Genomic DNA, 17063 nt, shown 5'->3' with positions numbered 1-17063 from the left:
GTGCGATGGCAATCAGTGCCCGGTCGCGCGGCGGACCAGGCTTTCGTAAAGGGCTTGGGGGAACATGCGCAGCGCCTTGAGCAAGAGCGTGAAGCGGCGCGGGAAGTGCACCTCAAAGTCGCCACGGGCCCAGCCTTTGAGCATCTCGCTGGCCGCCTCTTCGGGGGTGATGAGCGCGGGCATGCGAAAGCCGTTTTGGGCGGTGAGCGGCGTGTCCACAAAACCGGGGTTGATGACCGAGATGCCCAAGCCCAAGGGGCTTAACTCCAGGTGTAGGGACTCGGCCATGTGGATCAGGGCCGCTTTGGTGGGCCCGTACGCCAAGGCATTGGGCAAGGCCCGGTAGCCCGCCACACTGGCCACCAGGCTGAGGTGGCCGCCGCGGCCTTGGGCGGCCTGCGCCAGCAAGGTGGGCATCACCGCGCCCAGAACATGCCAGGCGCCACCCACGTTCACGGCTTCGTGGCGCAAGGCCACGTCCAAGTTGAGTTGGCGTGCAGACATCGGGGTGTAGGTGCCGGCGCAAAACAGCACCAGGTCCAGGCCGCCATGTTGCTGCACCACCTGGTCTGCCGCGGCTTGGGTGGCGGCGCGGTCGGTGACATCCAGCACCAGGCCTTGGGCGCCAGGGTGAGCCGCTTCAAAGGCTTGCAGCGCTGCCACTTGGCGGGCCGAGACGATCACCGTGGCCCCACGCGCATGCAGGCTGCTGGCCACCGAACGGCCAATGCCGGTGGAGGCCCCGACCAGCCACACCACGCGGCCTCGCCAGTCGGTGAGTTTGGGGTTCATGGGCATGATGTGCGCCAGGTGAAGATCGATGAAGGGCAGCGGATGCTGATCAGGGCTTGGTGAAGCTGAGGGTGACTTCCCCCAGCGTGACGCCGAACTTGCTCATGCGGGCTCGGTTGAGCATGACTTTTTGGTCCACCAGGAACATCCAGTCATCAAATTGAACTTCCCAGACCTTGCCGTCTACCGGCAGGGCCAGGGTGTAGCGCCAGTTCAGCGCATTGCCTGAGGCTTGGCCTTGGGCCACGCCCACCACGTCGTCGGCGCGGCCTTCCCAGCGGCCACCGCCCAGGTCGGTCAGGCGCCAGACGCGGCGCTGGGTTTCGCCATCGCTGTAGACAAAGTCTTCTTCGAGCACACCTTGGGCGCCGTTCCAGCTGCCTTTGAGCGCCACGGTGAAGCGCTTGACGACCTTGCCCGAGCGGTCGGTGAAGATGCCGTGCGCCGTGAGCGGGCCGTCAAAGTAACGTCGTAAATCCAGTACTGGGGTTTGGCTGGCGTAGTCGGCCGGGGTGGGAGAGGCACAGCCCGCCACCAGCAGGGGCAGGCTGGCCAAGCCCAGCGTGAAGCGACGGCTGGTGGTGATGGACATGGTCATTCCTTGCGAATCCAAAGCAGGTAGAGCAGGCCTGCGGCGCAGGCCTTCAGCAAGCAGGGCAGCAGCCCGTACATCAGGGCCAGGGCCGTGGCACCTTGGGCGCTGACCACGCCGGGCTGATAGCCCCACCACTGCAGCAGCGGCAGGGCCACCCCGGCCGCCAGCGCGAGGTTGAGCTTGGTGACCAGGTTCCACCAGCCAAAGCGCAAACCGGCGTCTTCGGCCTCGGTGGCGGCCTGGCCCTTCAGGCGCGCCAGCAGCGCGGGGGCAGCGGTGATGTCGGCCCCCAGCGCCAAACCGCTGGCCACGCAGATCAGGCCAAACAGCGCCACATCGCCCGGGCCCAGCACCGAGGCGCCGATGAAGGCCACGATGGCCAGCCCCATGCCCAAGAGCCAGCCCTGCGCCAAGCCAATGCGGCTGACCAGCTTGACCCACAGCGGCAAAGAGAGCGCGGCGGCGCAGAAGTACAGCGCCAGGCTCATGGCTTGAGCCTCGGGGGCCTGCAGCCGGTCACGCAGATAGAACAGCAGCAGCGTGGCCGGAATGGCACTGGCCACCCCGTTGACCAGATAGACCAGTAGCAAGCGCCGAAAGCGGGCGTCGCGCCAGGGGGACCACAGCGCACGGGGCTGCCTCAGCAAAGCCACGGTCTGCGGGCGTGGCGCCCACCACAGGCCACCCAGTGCCAGCAGCAGCAGCACGGCCACCACCGGCCCCAAGGCGCCCACACCCCACACGCTGGGCAAGATGCTGGCCACCACCACGCCCAAGAGTGCCGCGCCCTCGCGCCAGGCCACCACCCGCGCTTGCGCAGGCTCAGACGCACCCAGGCCAGTGCCCCAGGCTTGGTGCAGCACGGTCAAAAAGCTATAGGCCAGATACGCCACCAGCAGCAGGCCAGCGGCCCAGCCCAGCAGGCCCGCTGTGTCGCCTTGCGCACTGGCGGCCAGCAGCACCGCAGGTGGGCTGAACAAGCCCCAGAGGCTGAAGGCCAGCAGCGCGGCGGCCACCAGCAAGACCAAGCTCAGCTTCAGCGGCTTTGCTTGGCGCAGCAGGTTGTCGGCCCAGCGGCCGAGCCAAGGGTCAGAGACCGCGTCGGTGGCGCGCACGGCCAGCAGCAGTGCGCCCACGGTGGCCAGGGGCACGCCCAGCTCGCGGGCGTAGTGCTCGGGCAGGTGGACGGTCAAAGGCAGGGCCACAAAAGCCAGCGGCAGGCCCAGCGCGCCGTAGGCCACGCCCTGCCCACCGCTCAGTGGCAGCGGGGCATCAGCGGCTTGGAGGCCAGGCTTCAGCGCGGCCACACCAGGTTTGCTCATGGCGCACCCAGCAGTTGCTCGCGCATCTGGGGCTCGGAGCTGTGCGGTGCCAGCCAGATGCCGAAAAAGGCTTGCGCAAAGCGGGTGTCGCGCACCTCACCCAGCGGGCGGCCGTTGTGCAAAAACGCAGCCGCAAGGCCTGGCTGGTACACCCCGGTGATGCGGTCGCCGGCTTTGACGTCGGGGAAGATGCGCTTCATCTCGGCCAGCCAGCGCGCGGCGGTGGCCTCGTCTACGGCGCCGCCGCGTTTCATTTCCGTCAGCGAGCGCTCGGCGATCTTCACGCCGTCCAGGTTGCGGGCGTAGGCAATCTCCAGGGCCAGCGGCTGTTGGCCCCAGGCGCTGCCGCGTAGCGGTTCTTGCAGCCACAGCCGGATGTCATAGATGTGCAGGCCGATGAAGCGCAGCCGCGCCTGCCCTTGCAGATGCGGCGTGGGCCAGAGTTGGCGCACTTCTGCGGGGGTGGCGGCCTTGTCTTGCGCCCGAGCGCCCAGGGGCGACAGCAGCAAGCCGCCCAGCAAGACGCTGAGCATCAGGCCCAACATCAGCCCGGCACTGACCCAACGACGATGGCGCGGCGTGGCGGACATCAGGCGGCCTCGCGGCTCAAGGTGAACTGCATGACGCTGGTGGAGCCCGCATCAAAGGCGGCTTCGCAGTAGGCCAGGTAAAACTCCCACAGGCGCTGGAAGCGTGCGTCATAGCCCATTTGCAGCAGTGGCGCTTCTTGGGCCAAGAAGTCATGCCGCCAGCGGCGCAGGGTCTCGGCATAGTCGGGGCCGAAGGACAGCTCGTTGACCACCTTCAAACCGGCTTGTTGGGCCGCTTCGCGGAAGGCTTTGGGGCAAGGCAGCAGGCCGCCGGGGAAGATGTATTGCTGGATGAAGTCGGTGCCGCGCACATAGCGCTCGAACAGGTCGTCGCGGATGGTGATGGTCTGAATACAGGCCTTGCCGCCCACCTTGAGCTTGCTGCGCACGGCCTCGAAGAACTGCGGCCAGTACTCGCGGCCCACGGCTTCGAACATCTCTATCGACACCACGGCGTCGAAGTCTCTTTCAGGAATGTCGCGGTAGTCTTGCAAGCGCAGGTCGGCGCGCTCGCCGTGGCTGGTGGCGGCCAAGCGGGCTTGGGCAAAGGCCAGTTGTTCGGTGGACAGCGTCACGCCGGTCAGGTGAACGCCAGGGCTCTGGGTGGCCAATTCAGCCACCGCGCCCCAGCCGCAGCCAATCTCCAGCACGCGCTGGCCGGGCTGCAGGCGGCACTCGTCCAAGGCACGCTGCATCTTGGCGGTTTGGGCCTCGGCCATGGGCCGGGTGTGATCGCCCTGAAACCAGGCCGACGAGTAGTTCATGGTCTCGTCCAACCACAGGCGGTAGAACGGGTTGCCCAGGTCGTAGTGCGCGTGGATGTTGCGGCGGCTGCCGGACTTGGAGTTGCGGCGCAGCAGGTGGCGCACCCGGTGCAGCAGCGAGCCCCACCAACTGCCGTAGAGCGCGGTCTCCAGGGCCTCGCGGTTGGCCAAGAACAGGCGCAGCAGCGCGGCCAGGTCGGGCGTGCTCCATTGGCCGTCGATATAGGCCTCGCCAAAGCCGACATCGCCGGACTTCATCACGGCGCTGCACACACTCCAATCGGCCAGGCGCAGGGCGGCGCGGGGTTGGTCTTCGGCGCCGCTGCCAAAGTGCCACTGCTCGCCATCGGGGCCTTGCAAGTCCAAGGTGCCGATGGAGAGCCGCTGCAGCAGGCGCAAGACCTGCTTGGCGGCTGGGGGAATGCGCGTGGGCAGAGCGCCACCGCGAAGGGCGCTGGTTTGGGTGGCAGTGTTCATGACGATGTCACTGAAGGGTGTGTCGTGGAAAGAGCGGCCTGCTGCATGTGCGTGACGGCAGAGGTCGGCGGCGCGGGTTTGCTGAAAAAGGGCACGCGCTTGAGCCACAGGCGCAGCGCTTGCCAATGGATGCGGGCGGTGATGCCTAAGCTCAGCAGCGGCATGGCCAGCACGGCTTGGCGCAAGGCGGCGGCGGTGAGCGGTTGCAGCACGCCGCTCATGCTGGTGATGACCAGCGGGCCTTGGGCGTCGTCATGGGTGATGCGCACCACGCAGCGTGGCTCGGGCCGTTGGCTGGCGCGCACGTCGGTACGCATGAAGGCAAAGCGATAGCCGCCCTCCACCTGGCAAAAGGGCGAGACATGGAACACCTTGCGGGCGCTCATCTCCCGGCCAAAGCCCAGGCTCTCGCCATGCAGCAGATAGCTGTGCCGCTCACCAAAAGTGTTATGCACCTCGGCGACGATGGCCCGCAAGCCACCGTCGGCCGCATGGCAGTACCAAAAACTCACCGGCTTGAAGGCATAGCCCAGCACGCGCGGAAAGCATTGCAGCCAGATTTCGCCATCGGCATCGTCAATGCCCTCGCGGGCCAGCAACTGCTCCAGCCAAGCCAGGCTGTCAGGCCCGCCGTCGCCATGGTCGGTGTCATGAAAGCTGATCCAGGCGCTGCGGTTGCGCGCCAGCGCGCTGAGCTGCTCGCCCTGCGCACGCCAGGCCCGCATGGGCAGCATCACAAAAAAGGTCGGGTAGCGAAAGGCATGCCGCACCGGCCGCAGTCGGGTGTGCAAGACCTCGCCCCAGCCCAGCAGGGCTTTCACGGGCATGCGGCCTGGGGTGCTCATGCGCTGGCCCGGGGTGCGGCCTGTTCAGACCACTGCTTCAGCAGCCCTTCAGCCACCAATTGGGAGGCACGCAAGCCGTCTTCATGGAAGCCGTAGCGCGTCCAGGCGCCGCTGAACCACACATGCGACTGGCCTTGCAGGCTGGGCACTTGGGCTTGGGCGGCAATGGCGGCCAGGTCAAACACCGGGTGGGCCACATCAAACTCGGCCAGTACGGTCTCTGGGGCCGGCTCGCGCACGGGGTTCAGGCTGACGACGACGGGCTGCTGCCACGGCAAGGGCTGCAGCTTGTTGATCAGGTAGTGCAGGCAGACTTGCCGGCCTTCTTGGTCAGGCGTCTGGCCGCGCTCGTAGTTCCAAGCGGCCCAGGCCAGCTCGCGTTTGGGCAGCAGCTGGGTGTCGGTGTGCAGCACGGCGCGGTTGGGCTGGGTGCGCAAGCCGCCCAGCACCTCGCGTTCTTGCGCGGTGGCGTCGGTCAGCAAGGCCAGAGCTTGCGGTGCATGGCAGGCCAACACCACGTCGTCAAACACCTCGGTGCCGCGCGCACTCGTCACGGCCACACCGGCTTGGCCTTGGCCTGGCGGCAAGCGGCGCACGGAATGCACGGGGCAGTTGAGCCGTGCGTCGGGCACGGAGGCAATGATGCGGCGCACATACTCCCGCGAGCCCCCGGCCACGGTGAACCACTGCGGGCGGTTTTGCACCTGCAGCAGACCGTGGTTGTGGCAGAAGCGGATCAAGGTGCCCACGGGGAAGCGCAGCATTTGCTCGGTGGGGCAGGACCAGATGCAGGCAATCATGGGCAGCAGATAGCCTTGCTGGAAGGCTTGGCCAAAGCGGTGGCGCTGCAAAAAGGCCTCGATGGGCTCGGCCATGGCTGCGTCTTCACCCGACTCGGCCAGGGCCGTTGTCAGGCTGTTGAAGCGCATGATGTCGCGCAGCATGTGCCAAAAGCGCGGCTTGAACAGATTGCTGCGCTGGGCAAACACGCTGTTCAAATTTGAGCCGCTCCACTCCAGCCCACCGGCCGGGGCTTGCACCGAGAAGGACATGTCCGACGCCGCCGTGGGCACGCCCAGGTCGGCAAACAGTTGGATCAGCCGGGGGTAGGTGCGCTCGTTGAACACCAGAAAGCCGACGTCGACGCCATGCGTCACCGGCCCTTGAGGGCCAGGCAGGGTGACATCGACAGTATGGGCGTGCCCCCCAAAGTGAGCGCCTGCTTCAAACAGCACGACCTCGGTGTTGGGCGCCTGCTGGCGCACGGCCCAGGCCACGCCCAGGCCAGAGATGCCTGAGCCGACGATGGCGACACGGCGGTGTGCGTCAAGCATGGTGGCCTCCGGTAGGAAGGGCCACCCATGCTGGGCGCGGAATAGAAAGGAACTGCGTGGCCTCCGGGGCGCAAAGAGGAGGGAGGGAGGAGGAGAGTCGCTCCCGGAGTGCCAGATCACCTGGCTCGCCACGCAGTTCAAGGAAGACAGTTCCAGCAGTCAGACTGTTGGAACTGGGGCCAGCGCCGGAACGCTGAAACCCAACCCACATGGGTGTGACCGCGTTTCTACCCTGAAGTTCCATTGCTCGCTTCTCCAAAATGTGACAAGTTGCACATTGCTGACAAAGAATCTCTGATCCCGTCGTCTGCAAATGAACTGATAAGTTCAAATGTAGAACCAAACGGTTCATTTTGTCCAGTGTCCGTTCATAAATTTCCTTTCTCGGTCGTGCGACCATGTGGAATCTGCGCACTGCCCGACCCACCATGAACGAGCCCGCTCCCCCTGTTTTGCCCGCAGCGCCCCCCCGCCAATGGGGTCTGGATGCACTGCGAGGCTTGGCCTTGGGTGGCATCTTGGTGGTCAACATCCAATGGTTTTCATCGGCCTACCAATGGCGCGGCCTGCCAGAGCCCAGCTTTGTGGGCGATTGGGATGTGGCCTGTCGCTGGCTGATCAGCCTGCTCTTTGAGGGCAAGTTCTACCCCCTGTTCTCTTTCTTGTTTGGTTACAGCTTGGTGCTGCAGTTGGGCCAGGAGAAGACACCCACATCGGTATCCAAGGCCAAACGTCGTCAGTGGGCGCTGATCGCACTGGGTGTGGCGCATGCGGCGCTGCTCTTCCCTGGGGACGTGCTGCTGACCTATGGTGTGCTGGGCGCACTGGTGCTGCGCTGGCGCGGCTGGGCGGTGGCCCGGCGCTTGAAAGTGGCCTTCAGCCTGTGGTTGTTGCTGACCGTGGTGTACGGCACCCTACCCGTGGTCCTCACGCTGGGTGGTGAGGCTGCCAGCGCCTTCGGCAGCTCGGGCTTGGAGCAAGCCCTGGCCCAAGCCCAAGCAGCCCAGCAGGCCCTGCAGGTGGGCGGCTGGCCCATGCACCAGCAGCGCCTGACAGACTGGGCAGAAGCCCTGCCCTCTTTGCTGCTGCTCCAGGTGCCCAGCACCTTGATGTGGATGCTGTTGGGCAGTGCTGCAGCGCAATCTGGAGACCTCAGGGCTCGCGTCGGCACCTGGTCTGTCAGCCGGGGGTTGTTCTTGTGGGGCCTCGGCGTCCTCGGCGCGTGGCTCTATGCGCGCGGCATGGTGGCCACTGACGGGCAAAGCCAGCTTGTCGGTGTTTGGGCCCTGGTGGCCTTAGGCCCCATGCTCAGCGCCGCCTATCTATGGCTGATGGTGCGCGCCTGGGACCATCCGGGGGCTCAGCGCTGGCTACAGCCCTTGGCCCAGGCCGGCCGCATGAGCCTGACGCTCTACTTGAGCCAGTCCCTGATCTGCGCCCTGCTCTTCACCGGCTACGGCCTGGGTTGGGTGGGCCAGCTCACGTTGGCGCAGACCCTGGGCGTCGCCGCCGCGATCTATGCAGTCCAAGTTGCGGGAGCCGGTTGGTGGCTGACCCGCTACTCAACAGGCCCCCTAGAGGCCTTGATGCAGCGCTGGCTCAGCCGCCCGCAGCCGCCTTCGCCTTGATGGCCGCCATCTGCGCGTCTTGCGCCGCTTTGCGGTCTGCGGCCACGCGCTGCACGCTAGGCCGCTCGCCCAAAAGCTTGACGTAGCCCTTCCAATCCACGCCGGCCTCAGCCAGCATGTCTTGCCCCAGCACCGCCTTGGTGGCCATGGCCACCAAGGGCAGGCTCACATAAGCGGCGCAGTCGGCCAGCGTGAAGGTGTCGCCCGCGACATAGGGGCTGAAGTGGGCCAAGCGCTTGAAGGCGGGAATGTTCTTCTCGAGTTGGCGCTTGACGCGGGCTTGCGTGCCTTCGCTGACCGTGCCGCCAAAAAACGCTTGGGCATACAGCTCGCGCACCACCAGCTCCAGGTGCAGGTCCACAAAAGTGCTGAGCTCGCGCACCTTGCCGCGCTGCAACGCGCTGCCCGGCAGCAGGCTGGGCTGAGGCTGCAGCTCTTCCAAGTATTCAGCAATCACGCTGCTTTCGCACAGCACGCCGTCGGGGGTTCGGATGAAGGGAATCTTGCCCAGCGGAGAGGCCGACAGCACCGCCTCGTCCTTGCTGTTGGTCATCACCAACTCCTCCGTGAAGGGAATGCCCTTCTCCAGCAAGACCAGCTTGATCTTGTTGTAGTAGTTGGACATCGCAAATCCACACAGCGTGATCATGGCAAAGCTCCTCAAGCAACACGAAGAGCGGGCAGTGTCCCACAGCGATCTGGGTGCGACTGTCGCCTAGGTGAAGCGCAGCGGGCTGCGCGGAGTGCTGACTCAGGCGCCCCGCCTGGGGTCGCTGTGAATAGCAAACAGGGCCGGGACATCGGCCTCCACCACCTCGCGCAACAGCAGCCGTGGAGTCTCTAGCGTCGGGAACGTGGGGGGCCTCAGCCAGGGGTGGCACCTGCTGCGTTGAAATCCAAGGCGTCTGCCTTGGCCACTGCGTTGCGTCGGCCTGGATAGCTCAGCCACTTCATGACGATGTTCAACTCGCGCACGATGTCTCCGGCGGCGATGACCTTGTCTTTACCCAAAGGAATGCTCTGCGTGGTGTGGGCGTCTTGCACCAGGGTCAGGTCGTAGCCGCGCTCCAGGGCTGCATAGGCGGTGGCTCGGATGCACCAGTTGGTGGAGGCTCCGGCGAGGAACAGATGTGTGGCCCCACACTGCGCCAAGGCTTGCTCCAGCGGCGTCTGCTCAAAAGCCGAGTTGAAGGCTTTGTGGATCAACACCTCATCGCCTTGCGGCCCGAGGCCGGGCACCCACTGCCACGCGGCTGAGTCCCTCGGCATCTCAGCATCTCCATGCTGCACCCACAGCACCGGCACCTGGGCCGCGCGCGCTCGGGCCACAGCCGTTTGCACGTTGGCGATGACGCGCTCAGCGTGCCAAGCCTCAGCCATCACGCCGACTTGCACATCCACGATCAACAACACGGGCTGATGCCCTGAGCGCACAGTAGCCATGCAAATCCTCAAGACGTGGGCGTCGAAATGGACGTGGCCTGCGACCACACCGCTTGCCATTGGCCGCTGAGCAGCGCATAGCTGTCGGTATGCCAGCAGTGCACGACCTTGCCCGACGGAAAGTGTAGGCGGGCTTGATAACGCAGCACCGCCATCTCGGCCGTCGCCTGCACGCGCACCTCGCCCATCTCCCAGGCCGTGTAGAACGGCCCTTCAGCAATGGCCGCCAGATAGCGCTCGCGGCTGAACACCACTCCTCCGGGCGTGATCAGCTCATAGTCGAGAGCATGCAGGCGCTCCACAGTGGCCATGTCGCGCGCCACCAAAGCCTGGGTGCGGCGGTGTTCTAGATCGACGAAGAAAGCGGGAGTGGGGATGTTGACCATATCAACGCTATTCCAAAGGTAGGCTCTGGCTCACCAGTACTTCACCGGCACATCCAGTGCCTTGGAGATGCGTGCGGCGATCAGACCCGCGTCCAAGTCATCTTCGCAGGTGCCCAGCTTGATGTGTACAAACGGCCCCCTGTGCAGACGAACGGCCCACACAATGCCGTACTCGCCGCGCCGCTCCTTGCTCAGCACAATGAACTTGATTTCGTCGAAGTGGGTCATCACCCGACCTCGGCGGGTGATGACCCTTCGGTAGCTGTCTACCACCACATGGCCGCGACTGCTGGTGATCTCCAAGCGCCTCGGGTCGTCCACATTCAGACGCATCCAACTGATGGGCAACACTAGATGCGTCAACCACAGCAGGCCTTCGCTCAGGGTGTGGGTGAACCCGGGCATGCTCTGGGCTTCAGTCTCGATTGGGCATGCCGCCCGCGCGGCCTAGATCAATGATCTGTACGCGGCTAGGCATCCGGCCAATGTGTCGCATCTGGTCGAGTTGGTAGCCAGGGCCTTCGTCGCTGAATGAGAAAGCCGGCACATAGAAGGCCGGGCCAGGGAGGTCTGCCAAAGCACTGTCGCGCACCACCCATTGCCCCGCTTCGAAAGTCTGTACCCAGGCGTGACCATAGGCCTGCCAACGCTCTTCGACGTACACCAAGGCCAGACCGTTCACGATTCTTGCGGGAATCTGCACGGACCTTGCCAGCGCGGCTGTGAGCAAGGAATACTCGGTGCAGTCACCTTGCAGCGAGCGCGCGACTTTGGAGGCATACGGCGAACTGCTGGCGTAATCACCGCGCATGGATCTCGCAACAAAGCGAACGACATCATCGCCAGTGGGTACTCGCGATCCAAGGTCGGTCAGGAGCTGATGACGGAGTCTCTGTACGGCGGCATCGTTGAAGTCCACGATGAAGCTCGCCGATAACGCCGCCGCTGAAGGCTCATCCAAGCTCGGGTGGGTGCCGAGCATCAATTCAAGCTCCACGTAGCCATTCGACCCACTCTGGCCGTCTGCCTGCCCCCACATGCGCGCCAAGCCGGGCGCGTCTTGGGCAAACACCCTGACTCGGGGCTTGGGCGACGTTGAAGCACCATTGGGCTCGGCAAGAGCCTCGACCGGAACAGCCGCCAAGGACTGTGCCGACAGCGGCACTGGCATCACCAGCATCGCCAGTACCAACGTGGCCAGGGCTGTTCGCCAGAGGCGACCACGAGCCGCTGCAGTCATCAGAACTCGCCCTGCAAGAAGACGCGGTCGACGGAAAGCTGCCTTGCGGCGATGGGCATCTTGGCGCTGATCAGCGTGCCCGTGCTCTTGTCCAGCACGGCCTCCATCACGAGGCCACTGAGCTCCTCACGCGAGCCGAAACCTGTGCTGCCAACAGGTTTGAGCAAAGTCGCACGCACGGACACCAAACGAGTGAAGTCCGGCGACATCCAGGCCATGGCTTCCGTCTTGGCCCCTTCAGGGTTGGCCTGGGCCATGAGCTGGCGGCGGTCTCGGGCCATCTCCAAGAAAGAACGGGGCGCAGAGGGCAACTCCGCCTCAATCTCTTTGCCTGCAAGAGAGCCGCTGACTTTCCAGCGTCCATCCGTCCGCTTGAGCGCAACCTCTGCGCTCAACTCACCATTGCTCGCTTTGGACTCGAGCGCGTTGATCAAAGAGCCATCAGGACGAACCCACTCGACGCGATATTTATCTTGCGTGACCAGCTTGCCCGGAGCAGTCTGTATCACCATGGCTGACACGGTGACCACCTTGGTGTCACCGTCAGCGTCTTTGGCCATGGTTGTAGTGGCTACACCCACGCGCGTGTCGTCCAGGCTCATGACGCTGACATCTCGGAAGTGGGTCTTCGGCACCTGCTCTCCTTGGATCGTCAGATGTCGGGTCAGTGCCTTGGACACTGTGTCGAAGGTCTTGGCGAACCCCAGCTCATCGTGCGCGCAATAGACAACCGCTTGATCGAGTGAGGCCACAAACTGCTTCAATCCCCCAACCTTCTTTTCCCCGTTGAGGTTCGCTCGGTAGATCCACTGTTGGGTCATGAACGGGATGCCCTCCAGTGCGCCAGCATCTGCAGCTTCGATGGCTTTGAACTCGATGGTGCCGTGCAGCTTTTGAAGCGCTTCGAAGGTGATTTCGGATGTTCTGGACATCAGCCTGGCGATATCCTTTGTTCCCTTCAGCACCTCACAACTCACCTGAACGCTTCCATCGAGCTGAATGCCGATCTGATAGGCCTCGTCGTCCAAGGTGACCTTGCTGGCCACGCTGCCGGGCACCTTGGTTTTGAGCCAGCCATCGGTACTTGATACCTCCGTCAAATCGCCCAACTTGGCCTCGCGAGCCTTGGCCTCGACCAGCCACTTGGGGAGTTCTTGGGCCGTGGTGGGTGCAGCCAAGCTGCACAACAAGGCGACACCTATGCTGAGTTTCTGAACCAACATCATTAGCTCCTCCGGGTCCTTATTGAGTGGGATACGTGTCCCTTTTGTCCATCAGTCTAAGCGCTGGGCTGGCGACCCGTGCATTCGGTCAAGCCCTTCTCGGCCAACTCACCAACCCAATCCCCCCCGCCACCGCCACCAGCGCCAGCAGCAGGCGGTCGGTCAGGGGGTCGTTCAGCAGCCAGACGCCGAACAGCAGGCCAAAGACGGGGGTGAGCAGGGTGAAGGCGGAGATGGTGGCGGCGGCGTAGTGGCGGATCAGCCAGAACCACAGCAGGTAGCTGGCAAAGGTGACGATGACGATTTGAAAGGCCAGGGAGCCCCAGGCCAGGGCGCTGATTTGGGCGGGCCACAGCTCGCCGCTGAGCCAGCCGGCCCCGGCCAGGGCCACGCCCGAAACGACTAACTGATACATCAGCGTCTGCTCGGGCAGCGCAGTGGCCAAGCGGCTGCCACGGATGCTCAAGGTGGTGCCGGCCCACAGCACGGCGGCGCAGGCGCCTAAAGCGTCACCCAGCCATTGCTTGTCGCCCACGGTGGGGGTGTGGAAGCCCTCAGAAAACGCCCATACCAAACCGGCGAAGGCGCCCAACAAGCCCAGCACTTGGCGAGCATGCAGCTTTTCTTGCGGGGCCACCAAGGGCATGGCCGCAGCCACGACCAGGGGCGAAAAATACACAAACACCACCATGCGCGACGCCGTGGTGTATTGCAGCCCGATGAAGATGCAGGCGAACTCGGCGGCAAACAAGCAGCCCGTCAACAAGCCACCGCGCCAGGTGTAGGCCCAGTGGCCTTCGCCGGGGGCCAGGTCTAGCTTTTTGTAAATGATCCAGCCCGCCAGCAGCACGGCGGCGCAGAGCGATCGCACGCCCGCTTGAAGCAGCGGCGGGATCTCGGCCAGCGCGATCTTGGTGGCGGTTTGGTTCAAGCCCCAGAGTGCAGCGCAGCCCACCAAGCAGACCATGGCGAAGAGATCAAGATGAGCGCGGCGGTCGGTCATGGGATGAAGCAAACAAAGAAGAAAGCACAGAAGGCAAGTTCAGCAGCAGCAGCATCAAGCCTGCACTGAGCACACCGCTGCTGTGGGCCAGCGGGGCCAGCGCAAAGTCAAAGCCCTCCACGCGCTGCAGGGCGCCTTGCCACGGCGCCTCACTCAGGCATTTGAGCACCAAACCCGCGCCCAGCAGCCGCCCGACCCAGCGCTGGCGCACATCGGTTTGTTGGCTCAAGCGCCAAGCGGCAATGGCCGCGCCACCGTGCAGCACGCCCGAGAGGCCACCGTAGTGCAGCAGCTCGGGTTGCAGCATCAAGCCCCATTGCGTCAGCGGCCAGCTCAGCAGCCAGGCCAGGCTGTCGCGCAGCGTCACCCCGCTGCGCCAGCCCAACAGGCCCACCAGGGCCGCGCCCATGAGGTTCAGCCCCAAGTGCTGCGGGGTCCAATGCACCAGCGCGCCGGTGACGCTGCGCCAGGGCTGCTGCAGGGCCAGGGCGGGTTGCCAGTCCCAGGTGCCGGGCGCAGATTCGCGCAGCGCCAAGCTGCCCAGCGCGGCGCACAGGCAGATCAGCAGCCACAGCAGGCGGCCGTGCGAGGGCGTGCGGCCCAGGCTCAGACCGTGGCCCCAAACACCGCCCGCCACACCGCCCGAATGGCTTCGCGCTCGGCGGCCATGAAGTCGGGTTCAAACACGGTGGCTTGTTCGTCCAGGCGGGCGCGGTGTTGGGCGCGGCGCATTTCGCGGTAGGCGTTGGCCGCCGCTTGGCCCGTGCCTGCGGGCAGCAGGCCTGCGGCGTCGGCGCGTTGCAGCAGGGCGATGTTGCCGGCGTTGTCTTGCAGGGGCGAGACGCTGGCGCTGTGGGTCAGCACCAGATATTGCACGGCAAACTCGGCGTCCATCATGCCGCCGTCGCTGTGCTTCACGTCAAAGCGGCCTTCGCGGGTGGGGTGGGCTTGGCGCACCTTTTCGCGCATGGCGCTGATCTCTTGGCGCAAGGCGTCTGCATCGCGCGGGGCGGCCATCACGGCGCGGCGGGTGGCTTCAAAGCGCTGGGCCAGGGCCGCAGGCCCGGCGCAGCAGCGGGCCCGGGTGATGGCCTGGTGCTCCCAGGTCCAGGCGGTGTTGCTGCCACGGCCGCGCTGGTAATTTTCAAACGAGGTGATGGAGGTCACCAGCAGGCCTGAGTTGCCGTTGGGGCGCAGGGCGGTGTCGATGTCGAACAGCTCGCCGGCCGAGGTGCGCAGGGTCAGCCAGTTGACCAGCTTGCGCACAAAAGCGGCATAGACCTCTTGGGCGCGGTCGGGGTCGGGCTCGTCGGCATCGTCATACAAGAACACCACGTCCAGGTCCGAGCCATAGCCCAGCTCCAAGCCGCCCAGCTTGCCGTAGGCGATGACGGCAAACTGCGGCTCCTCGCGGTGGCGCTGTTTGAGGTGGCCCCAGGCCCATTGCAGGCCGGTTTGCAGCACGGCGTCGGCCAGGGCCGAGAGGTCGTCGGCCACTTGCTCCACGGTGATGCGCTGCTCCACATCGCGCACCAAGGTGCGGAAGACCTCGGCATGGTGGGCGCGGCGCAGGGTGTCCAGCAGCGCGCCTTCATCCGCCTCGCCCGAGCGCACCCAGGCGGCGTGGCGGTCTTGCAGGTCGGCCACAAAGGCGGCGCGGTCAAAGCGGTCGGCCATTTGGCGCTCGTCGGCCAGCTCGTCGATCACGCCGGGGTGCAGCATCAGGTAGCGCATGGGCCAGCGGGCCAGGCCCAGCAGGCGCAGCAGGCGGCGCAGCACTTCGGGGCGTTCTACCAGCAGGGCGATATAGCTTTCGCGGCGCAGCAGGGGCTCCAGCCAGTCGATGAAACGCTGGGTCGCGGCCAGGGTGCAGTGGCCCTCTTCGGCGCATTGGGCCGCCCGCAGCACCAGCTTGCCCAAGCGCATCCGGGCTTCGTCGCGCAGTTGTTGCACGCGGGGGTGCAGGGCAAAGGGGCGCACGCGCTCGGCCAGCTCGGGCGGCAGTTTGTCCAGCAGGGCTTCGTTGTCCAGGGCCAGGGGCGCGGTGCCGCAGCCCTTGCAGCCGCCGCTGGGGCTGGCCGCCGGGGCTCGGCCGTCATGCAGCAGGGCGTCAAACTCGGTGGCCACCAGCTCGCGCACCTCGCAGAGCTTGTCCATCAGCTGGCAGGTCTCGGCATTGCACACCATGGCCAAGCTGGCCGCCATCCAGGCCAGGTCGGTATCCGCCGTGGGCAGCAGGTGGGTTTGCTGGTCGTCCAGGTATTGAATGCGGTGCTCCACCTGGCGCAAAAAGGCATAGGCGTCACTCAGGCGCAGGGCGGTGTCGGCCCGCATCAGGCCACCGGCGGCCAGCTTGGCCAAGGCCTTTTGGGTGGAGCGGGTGCGGATCTCGGGGAACTGGCCCCCGCGCGCCACCTGCAGCAATTGCACGATGAACTCGATCTCGCGGATGCCGCCGCGCGAAAGCTTCACGTCATTGGCCCGCTCGGGGCGGCCGGCGGCGCGGCGCTGGGCCTCGTCGCGGATCTTTTGGTGCAGTTGGCGCAGGCCCTCAAACACCCCGTAGTCCAGGTATTTGCGGTAGACAAAAGGCGTGACCAGCGAGCGCAGTTGCAGCGCCCGGCCGCTGGTGACGCCCTCGCGCGGCGCCACCACCCGGCTCTTGAGCCAGGCAAAGCGCTCCCACTCTCGGCCCTGCACCAAAAAGTATTCTTCCAGCATGGCCAAGCTGACCACCGGCGGGCCGGAGTTGCCATTGGGCCGCAGCGCCAAGTCCACCCGGAAGACAAAGCCGTCTTCGGTGACATCGCCAATCAGCGCATACAGCTTTTTGGCCACCACGCTGAAGTACTCATGGGCGCTGACGGGCTGGGGGCCGTCCGTCTGGCCCTGCTCTTCATAGACATAGATCAGGTCAATGTCGGACGAGACATTCAGCTCCCTAGCACCCAGCTTGCCCATGCCCACGATCCAAAAGTCGATGGGCTGGCCGTCTTCGGTGTGCGGGGCGCCGTGGCGCTCGTCGGCCTCGGCCCGGGCTTGGGCCAGGGCCAGCTCCAGCGTGGCCTCGGCCAAAAACGTCATGGTGTGGGTGATGTCCGTCAGCGGGGCTTGCTGCTCCACATCCAGCACCACTAGGCGCTCCATCACCAACTGGCGGGCCACCCGCAGCGCAGCGGGCAAGGCGCGGCCTTCGGTTTGCAGGCGTTGCACCAGGGCGGTGATGGTGGCGGCGTCGGGCACGCCGGGGGGCAGCAGGCTCAGCTCGGGGTCATAACGGCGGCGAACCCGTTGTACAAAGCGGCTGTGCTCGGCCAAGGCGTGTGCTGGATGCGGCAGGCTAGACATAGGTTGACTCAAACACGCCATAGAAAGCACAAAGGGCTGTGCTAGATTGGCTGGGCTTGGCGGGGGCAACGTG

General features: G+C 65.3%; 17 protein-coding genes. 1 reads left to right on the top strand and 16 read right to left on the bottom strand.

Features of this window, described 5'->3' with window-relative positions; genetic code table 11:
* Positions 1 to 12: 12 nt before the first annotated feature.
* The 7 genes from ACIQ3Q_RS04220 to ACIQ3Q_RS04190 are packed head-to-tail and all read right to left on the bottom strand — an operon-like array spanning position 13 to position 6719.
* Positions 13 to 798, bottom strand: coding sequence for an SDR family NAD(P)-dependent oxidoreductase (locus tag ACIQ3Q_RS04220; RefSeq protein WP_396267732.1), 786 nt, complete (start codon positions 796 to 798; stop codon positions 13 to 15).
* Positions 799 to 841: 43 nt separating this feature from the next.
* Positions 842 to 1384, bottom strand: a complete 543-nt coding sequence (locus ACIQ3Q_RS04215; protein ID WP_396267731.1) for a DUF3833 domain-containing protein — start codon at positions 1382 to 1384, stop codon at positions 842 to 844.
* A 2-nt stretch (positions 1385 to 1386) separates the two neighbouring features.
* On the bottom strand, positions 1387 to 2709 hold the full coding sequence (locus ACIQ3Q_RS04210; protein ID WP_396267730.1) for an MFS transporter: 1323 nt from the start codon (positions 2707 to 2709) through the stop codon (positions 1387 to 1389).
* Positions 2706 to 3299 (bottom strand): chalcone isomerase family protein, encoded by a 594-nt coding sequence (locus ACIQ3Q_RS04205; RefSeq protein WP_396267729.1) that lies wholly within the window; start codon positions 3297 to 3299, stop codon positions 2706 to 2708. The genes ACIQ3Q_RS04210 and ACIQ3Q_RS04205 overlap by 4 nt, the downstream gene beginning before the upstream one ends.
* Positions 3299 to 4540, bottom strand: a complete 1242-nt coding sequence (locus tag ACIQ3Q_RS04200) for a class I SAM-dependent methyltransferase (RefSeq protein ID WP_396267728.1) — start codon at positions 4538 to 4540, stop codon at positions 3299 to 3301. Before ACIQ3Q_RS04200 ends, ACIQ3Q_RS04205 begins: the two co-directional genes overlap by 1 nt.
* Positions 4537 to 5367, bottom strand: coding sequence for a DUF1365 domain-containing protein (locus ACIQ3Q_RS04195; protein ID WP_396267774.1), 831 nt, complete (start codon positions 5365 to 5367; stop codon positions 4537 to 4539). Before ACIQ3Q_RS04195 ends, ACIQ3Q_RS04200 begins: the two co-directional genes overlap by 4 nt.
* Before the next feature lie 14 nt (positions 5368 to 5381).
* Positions 5382 to 6719, bottom strand: coding sequence for an NAD(P)/FAD-dependent oxidoreductase (locus tag ACIQ3Q_RS04190; protein WP_396267727.1), 1338 nt, complete (start codon positions 6717 to 6719; stop codon positions 5382 to 5384).
* A gap of 428 nt (positions 6720 to 7147) precedes the next feature.
* On the opposite strand from ACIQ3Q_RS04190, the gene ACIQ3Q_RS04185 reads away from it, so the two are divergent.
* The gene (locus ACIQ3Q_RS04185; RefSeq protein ID WP_396267726.1) at positions 7148 to 8347 is read left to right on the top strand and encodes a DUF418 domain-containing protein; all 1200 of its coding nucleotides are present in this window, start codon (positions 7148 to 7150) and stop codon (positions 8345 to 8347) included.
* Here the strand turns inward: ACIQ3Q_RS04185 and ACIQ3Q_RS04180 are convergent.
* The 9 genes from ACIQ3Q_RS04180 to glnE form a co-directional block, all read right to left on the bottom strand.
* A complete protein-coding gene (locus tag ACIQ3Q_RS04180) occupies positions 8319 to 8996 on the bottom strand; it encodes a glutathione S-transferase (protein WP_396267725.1) in 678 nt (225 codons plus the stop codon). The two genes, ACIQ3Q_RS04185 and ACIQ3Q_RS04180, sit on opposite strands and share 29 nt — an antisense overlap.
* A 215-nt stretch (positions 8997 to 9211) precedes the next feature.
* Positions 9212 to 9790, bottom strand: a complete 579-nt coding sequence (locus ACIQ3Q_RS04175; RefSeq protein WP_396267724.1) for a cysteine hydrolase family protein — start codon at positions 9788 to 9790, stop codon at positions 9212 to 9214.
* An 8-nt stretch (positions 9791 to 9798) separates the two neighbouring features.
* Complete coding sequence (locus ACIQ3Q_RS04170; RefSeq protein WP_396267723.1) at positions 9799 to 10176, bottom strand: nuclear transport factor 2 family protein; 378 nt, start codon at positions 10174 to 10176, stop codon at positions 9799 to 9801.
* Between the two features lie 30 nt (positions 10177 to 10206).
* Entirely contained in the window at positions 10207 to 10581 is a 375-nt protein-coding gene (locus tag ACIQ3Q_RS04165; protein WP_396267722.1) for a hypothetical protein, read from the bottom strand.
* A gap of 10 nt (positions 10582 to 10591) precedes the next feature.
* Entirely contained in the window at positions 10592 to 11416 is an 825-nt protein-coding gene (locus ACIQ3Q_RS04160) for a transglutaminase family protein (protein WP_396267721.1), read from the bottom strand.
* Complete coding sequence (locus ACIQ3Q_RS04155) at positions 11416 to 12639, bottom strand: hypothetical protein (RefSeq protein WP_396267720.1); 1224 nt, start codon at positions 12637 to 12639, stop codon at positions 11416 to 11418. The genes ACIQ3Q_RS04160 and ACIQ3Q_RS04155 overlap by 1 nt, the downstream gene beginning before the upstream one ends.
* A gap of 88 nt (positions 12640 to 12727) precedes the next feature.
* Entirely contained in the window at positions 12728 to 13642 is a 915-nt protein-coding gene (locus ACIQ3Q_RS04150) for a DMT family transporter (protein WP_396267719.1), read from the bottom strand.
* Positions 13617 to 14279, bottom strand: a complete 663-nt coding sequence (rrtA, locus tag ACIQ3Q_RS04145) for a rhombosortase (protein ID WP_396267718.1) — start codon at positions 14277 to 14279, stop codon at positions 13617 to 13619. The genes ACIQ3Q_RS04150 and rrtA overlap by 26 nt, the downstream gene beginning before the upstream one ends.
* Positions 14249 to 16990, bottom strand: coding sequence for a bifunctional [glutamate--ammonia ligase]-adenylyl-L-tyrosine phosphorylase/[glutamate--ammonia-ligase] adenylyltransferase (gene glnE, locus ACIQ3Q_RS04140; RefSeq protein WP_396267717.1), 2742 nt, complete (start codon positions 16988 to 16990; stop codon positions 14249 to 14251). The genes rrtA and glnE overlap by 31 nt, the downstream gene beginning before the upstream one ends.
* Between the last annotated feature and the right edge of the window lie 73 nt (positions 16991 to 17063).

Source organism: Ideonella sp. (assembly GCF_044358605.1).
GTDB lineage: Bacteria > Pseudomonadota > Gammaproteobacteria > Burkholderiales > Burkholderiaceae_C > Ideonella.
This window is presented reverse-complemented; position numbering and strand designations above follow the sequence as displayed.

What these genes read in the sequence shown, in the direction of transcription:
- ACIQ3Q_RS04210 (WP_396267730.1), bottom strand. Translation starts at nt 2,709, where the DNA reads ATGAGCAAACCTGGTGTGGCCGCGCTGAAGCCTGGCCTCCAAGCCGCT.
- ACIQ3Q_RS04215 (WP_396267731.1), bottom strand. Translation starts at nt 1,384, where the DNA reads ATGTCCATCACCACCAGCCGTCGCTTCACGCTGGGCTTGGCCAGCCTG.
- ACIQ3Q_RS04155 (WP_396267720.1), bottom strand. Translation starts at nt 12,639, where the DNA reads ATGTTGGTTCAGAAACTCAGCATAGGTGTCGCCTTGTTGTGCAGCTTG.
- ACIQ3Q_RS04190 (WP_396267727.1), bottom strand. Translation starts at nt 6,719, where the DNA reads ATGCTTGACGCACACCGCCGTGTCGCCATCGTCGGCTCAGGCATCTCT.
- ACIQ3Q_RS04160 (WP_396267721.1), bottom strand. Translation starts at nt 11,416, where the DNA reads ATGACTGCAGCGGCTCGTGGTCGCCTCTGGCGAACAGCCCTGGCCACG.
- ACIQ3Q_RS04205 (WP_396267729.1), bottom strand. Translation starts at nt 3,299, where the DNA reads ATGTCCGCCACGCCGCGCCATCGTCGTTGGGTCAGTGCCGGGCTGATG.
- ACIQ3Q_RS04180 (WP_396267725.1), bottom strand. Translation starts at nt 8,996, where the DNA reads ATGATCACGCTGTGTGGATTTGCGATGTCCAACTACTACAACAAGATC.
- ACIQ3Q_RS04200 (WP_396267728.1), bottom strand. Translation starts at nt 4,540, where the DNA reads ATGAACACTGCCACCCAAACCAGCGCCCTTCGCGGTGGCGCTCTGCCC.
- ACIQ3Q_RS04150 (WP_396267719.1), bottom strand. Translation starts at nt 13,642, where the DNA reads ATGACCGACCGCCGCGCTCATCTTGATCTCTTCGCCATGGTCTGCTTG.
- ACIQ3Q_RS04170 (WP_396267723.1), bottom strand. Translation starts at nt 10,176, where the DNA reads ATGGTCAACATCCCCACTCCCGCTTTCTTCGTCGATCTAGAACACCGC.
- ACIQ3Q_RS04165 (WP_396267722.1), bottom strand. Translation starts at nt 10,581, where the DNA reads ATGCCCGGGTTCACCCACACCCTGAGCGAAGGCCTGCTGTGGTTGACG.
- ACIQ3Q_RS04175 (WP_396267724.1), bottom strand. Translation starts at nt 9,790, where the DNA reads ATGGCTACTGTGCGCTCAGGGCATCAGCCCGTGTTGTTGATCGTGGAT.
- ACIQ3Q_RS04195 (WP_396267774.1), bottom strand. Translation starts at nt 5,367, where the DNA reads ATGCCCGTGAAAGCCCTGCTGGGCTGGGGCGAGGTCTTGCACACCCGA.
- ACIQ3Q_RS04220 (WP_396267732.1), bottom strand. Translation starts at nt 798, where the DNA reads ATGCCCATGAACCCCAAACTCACCGACTGGCGAGGCCGCGTGGTGTGG.
- ACIQ3Q_RS04185 (WP_396267726.1), top strand. Translation starts at nt 7,148, where the DNA reads ATGAACGAGCCCGCTCCCCCTGTTTTGCCCGCAGCGCCCCCCCGCCAA.
- glnE (WP_396267717.1), bottom strand. Translation starts at nt 16,990, where the DNA reads ATGTCTAGCCTGCCGCATCCAGCACACGCCTTGGCCGAGCACAGCCGC.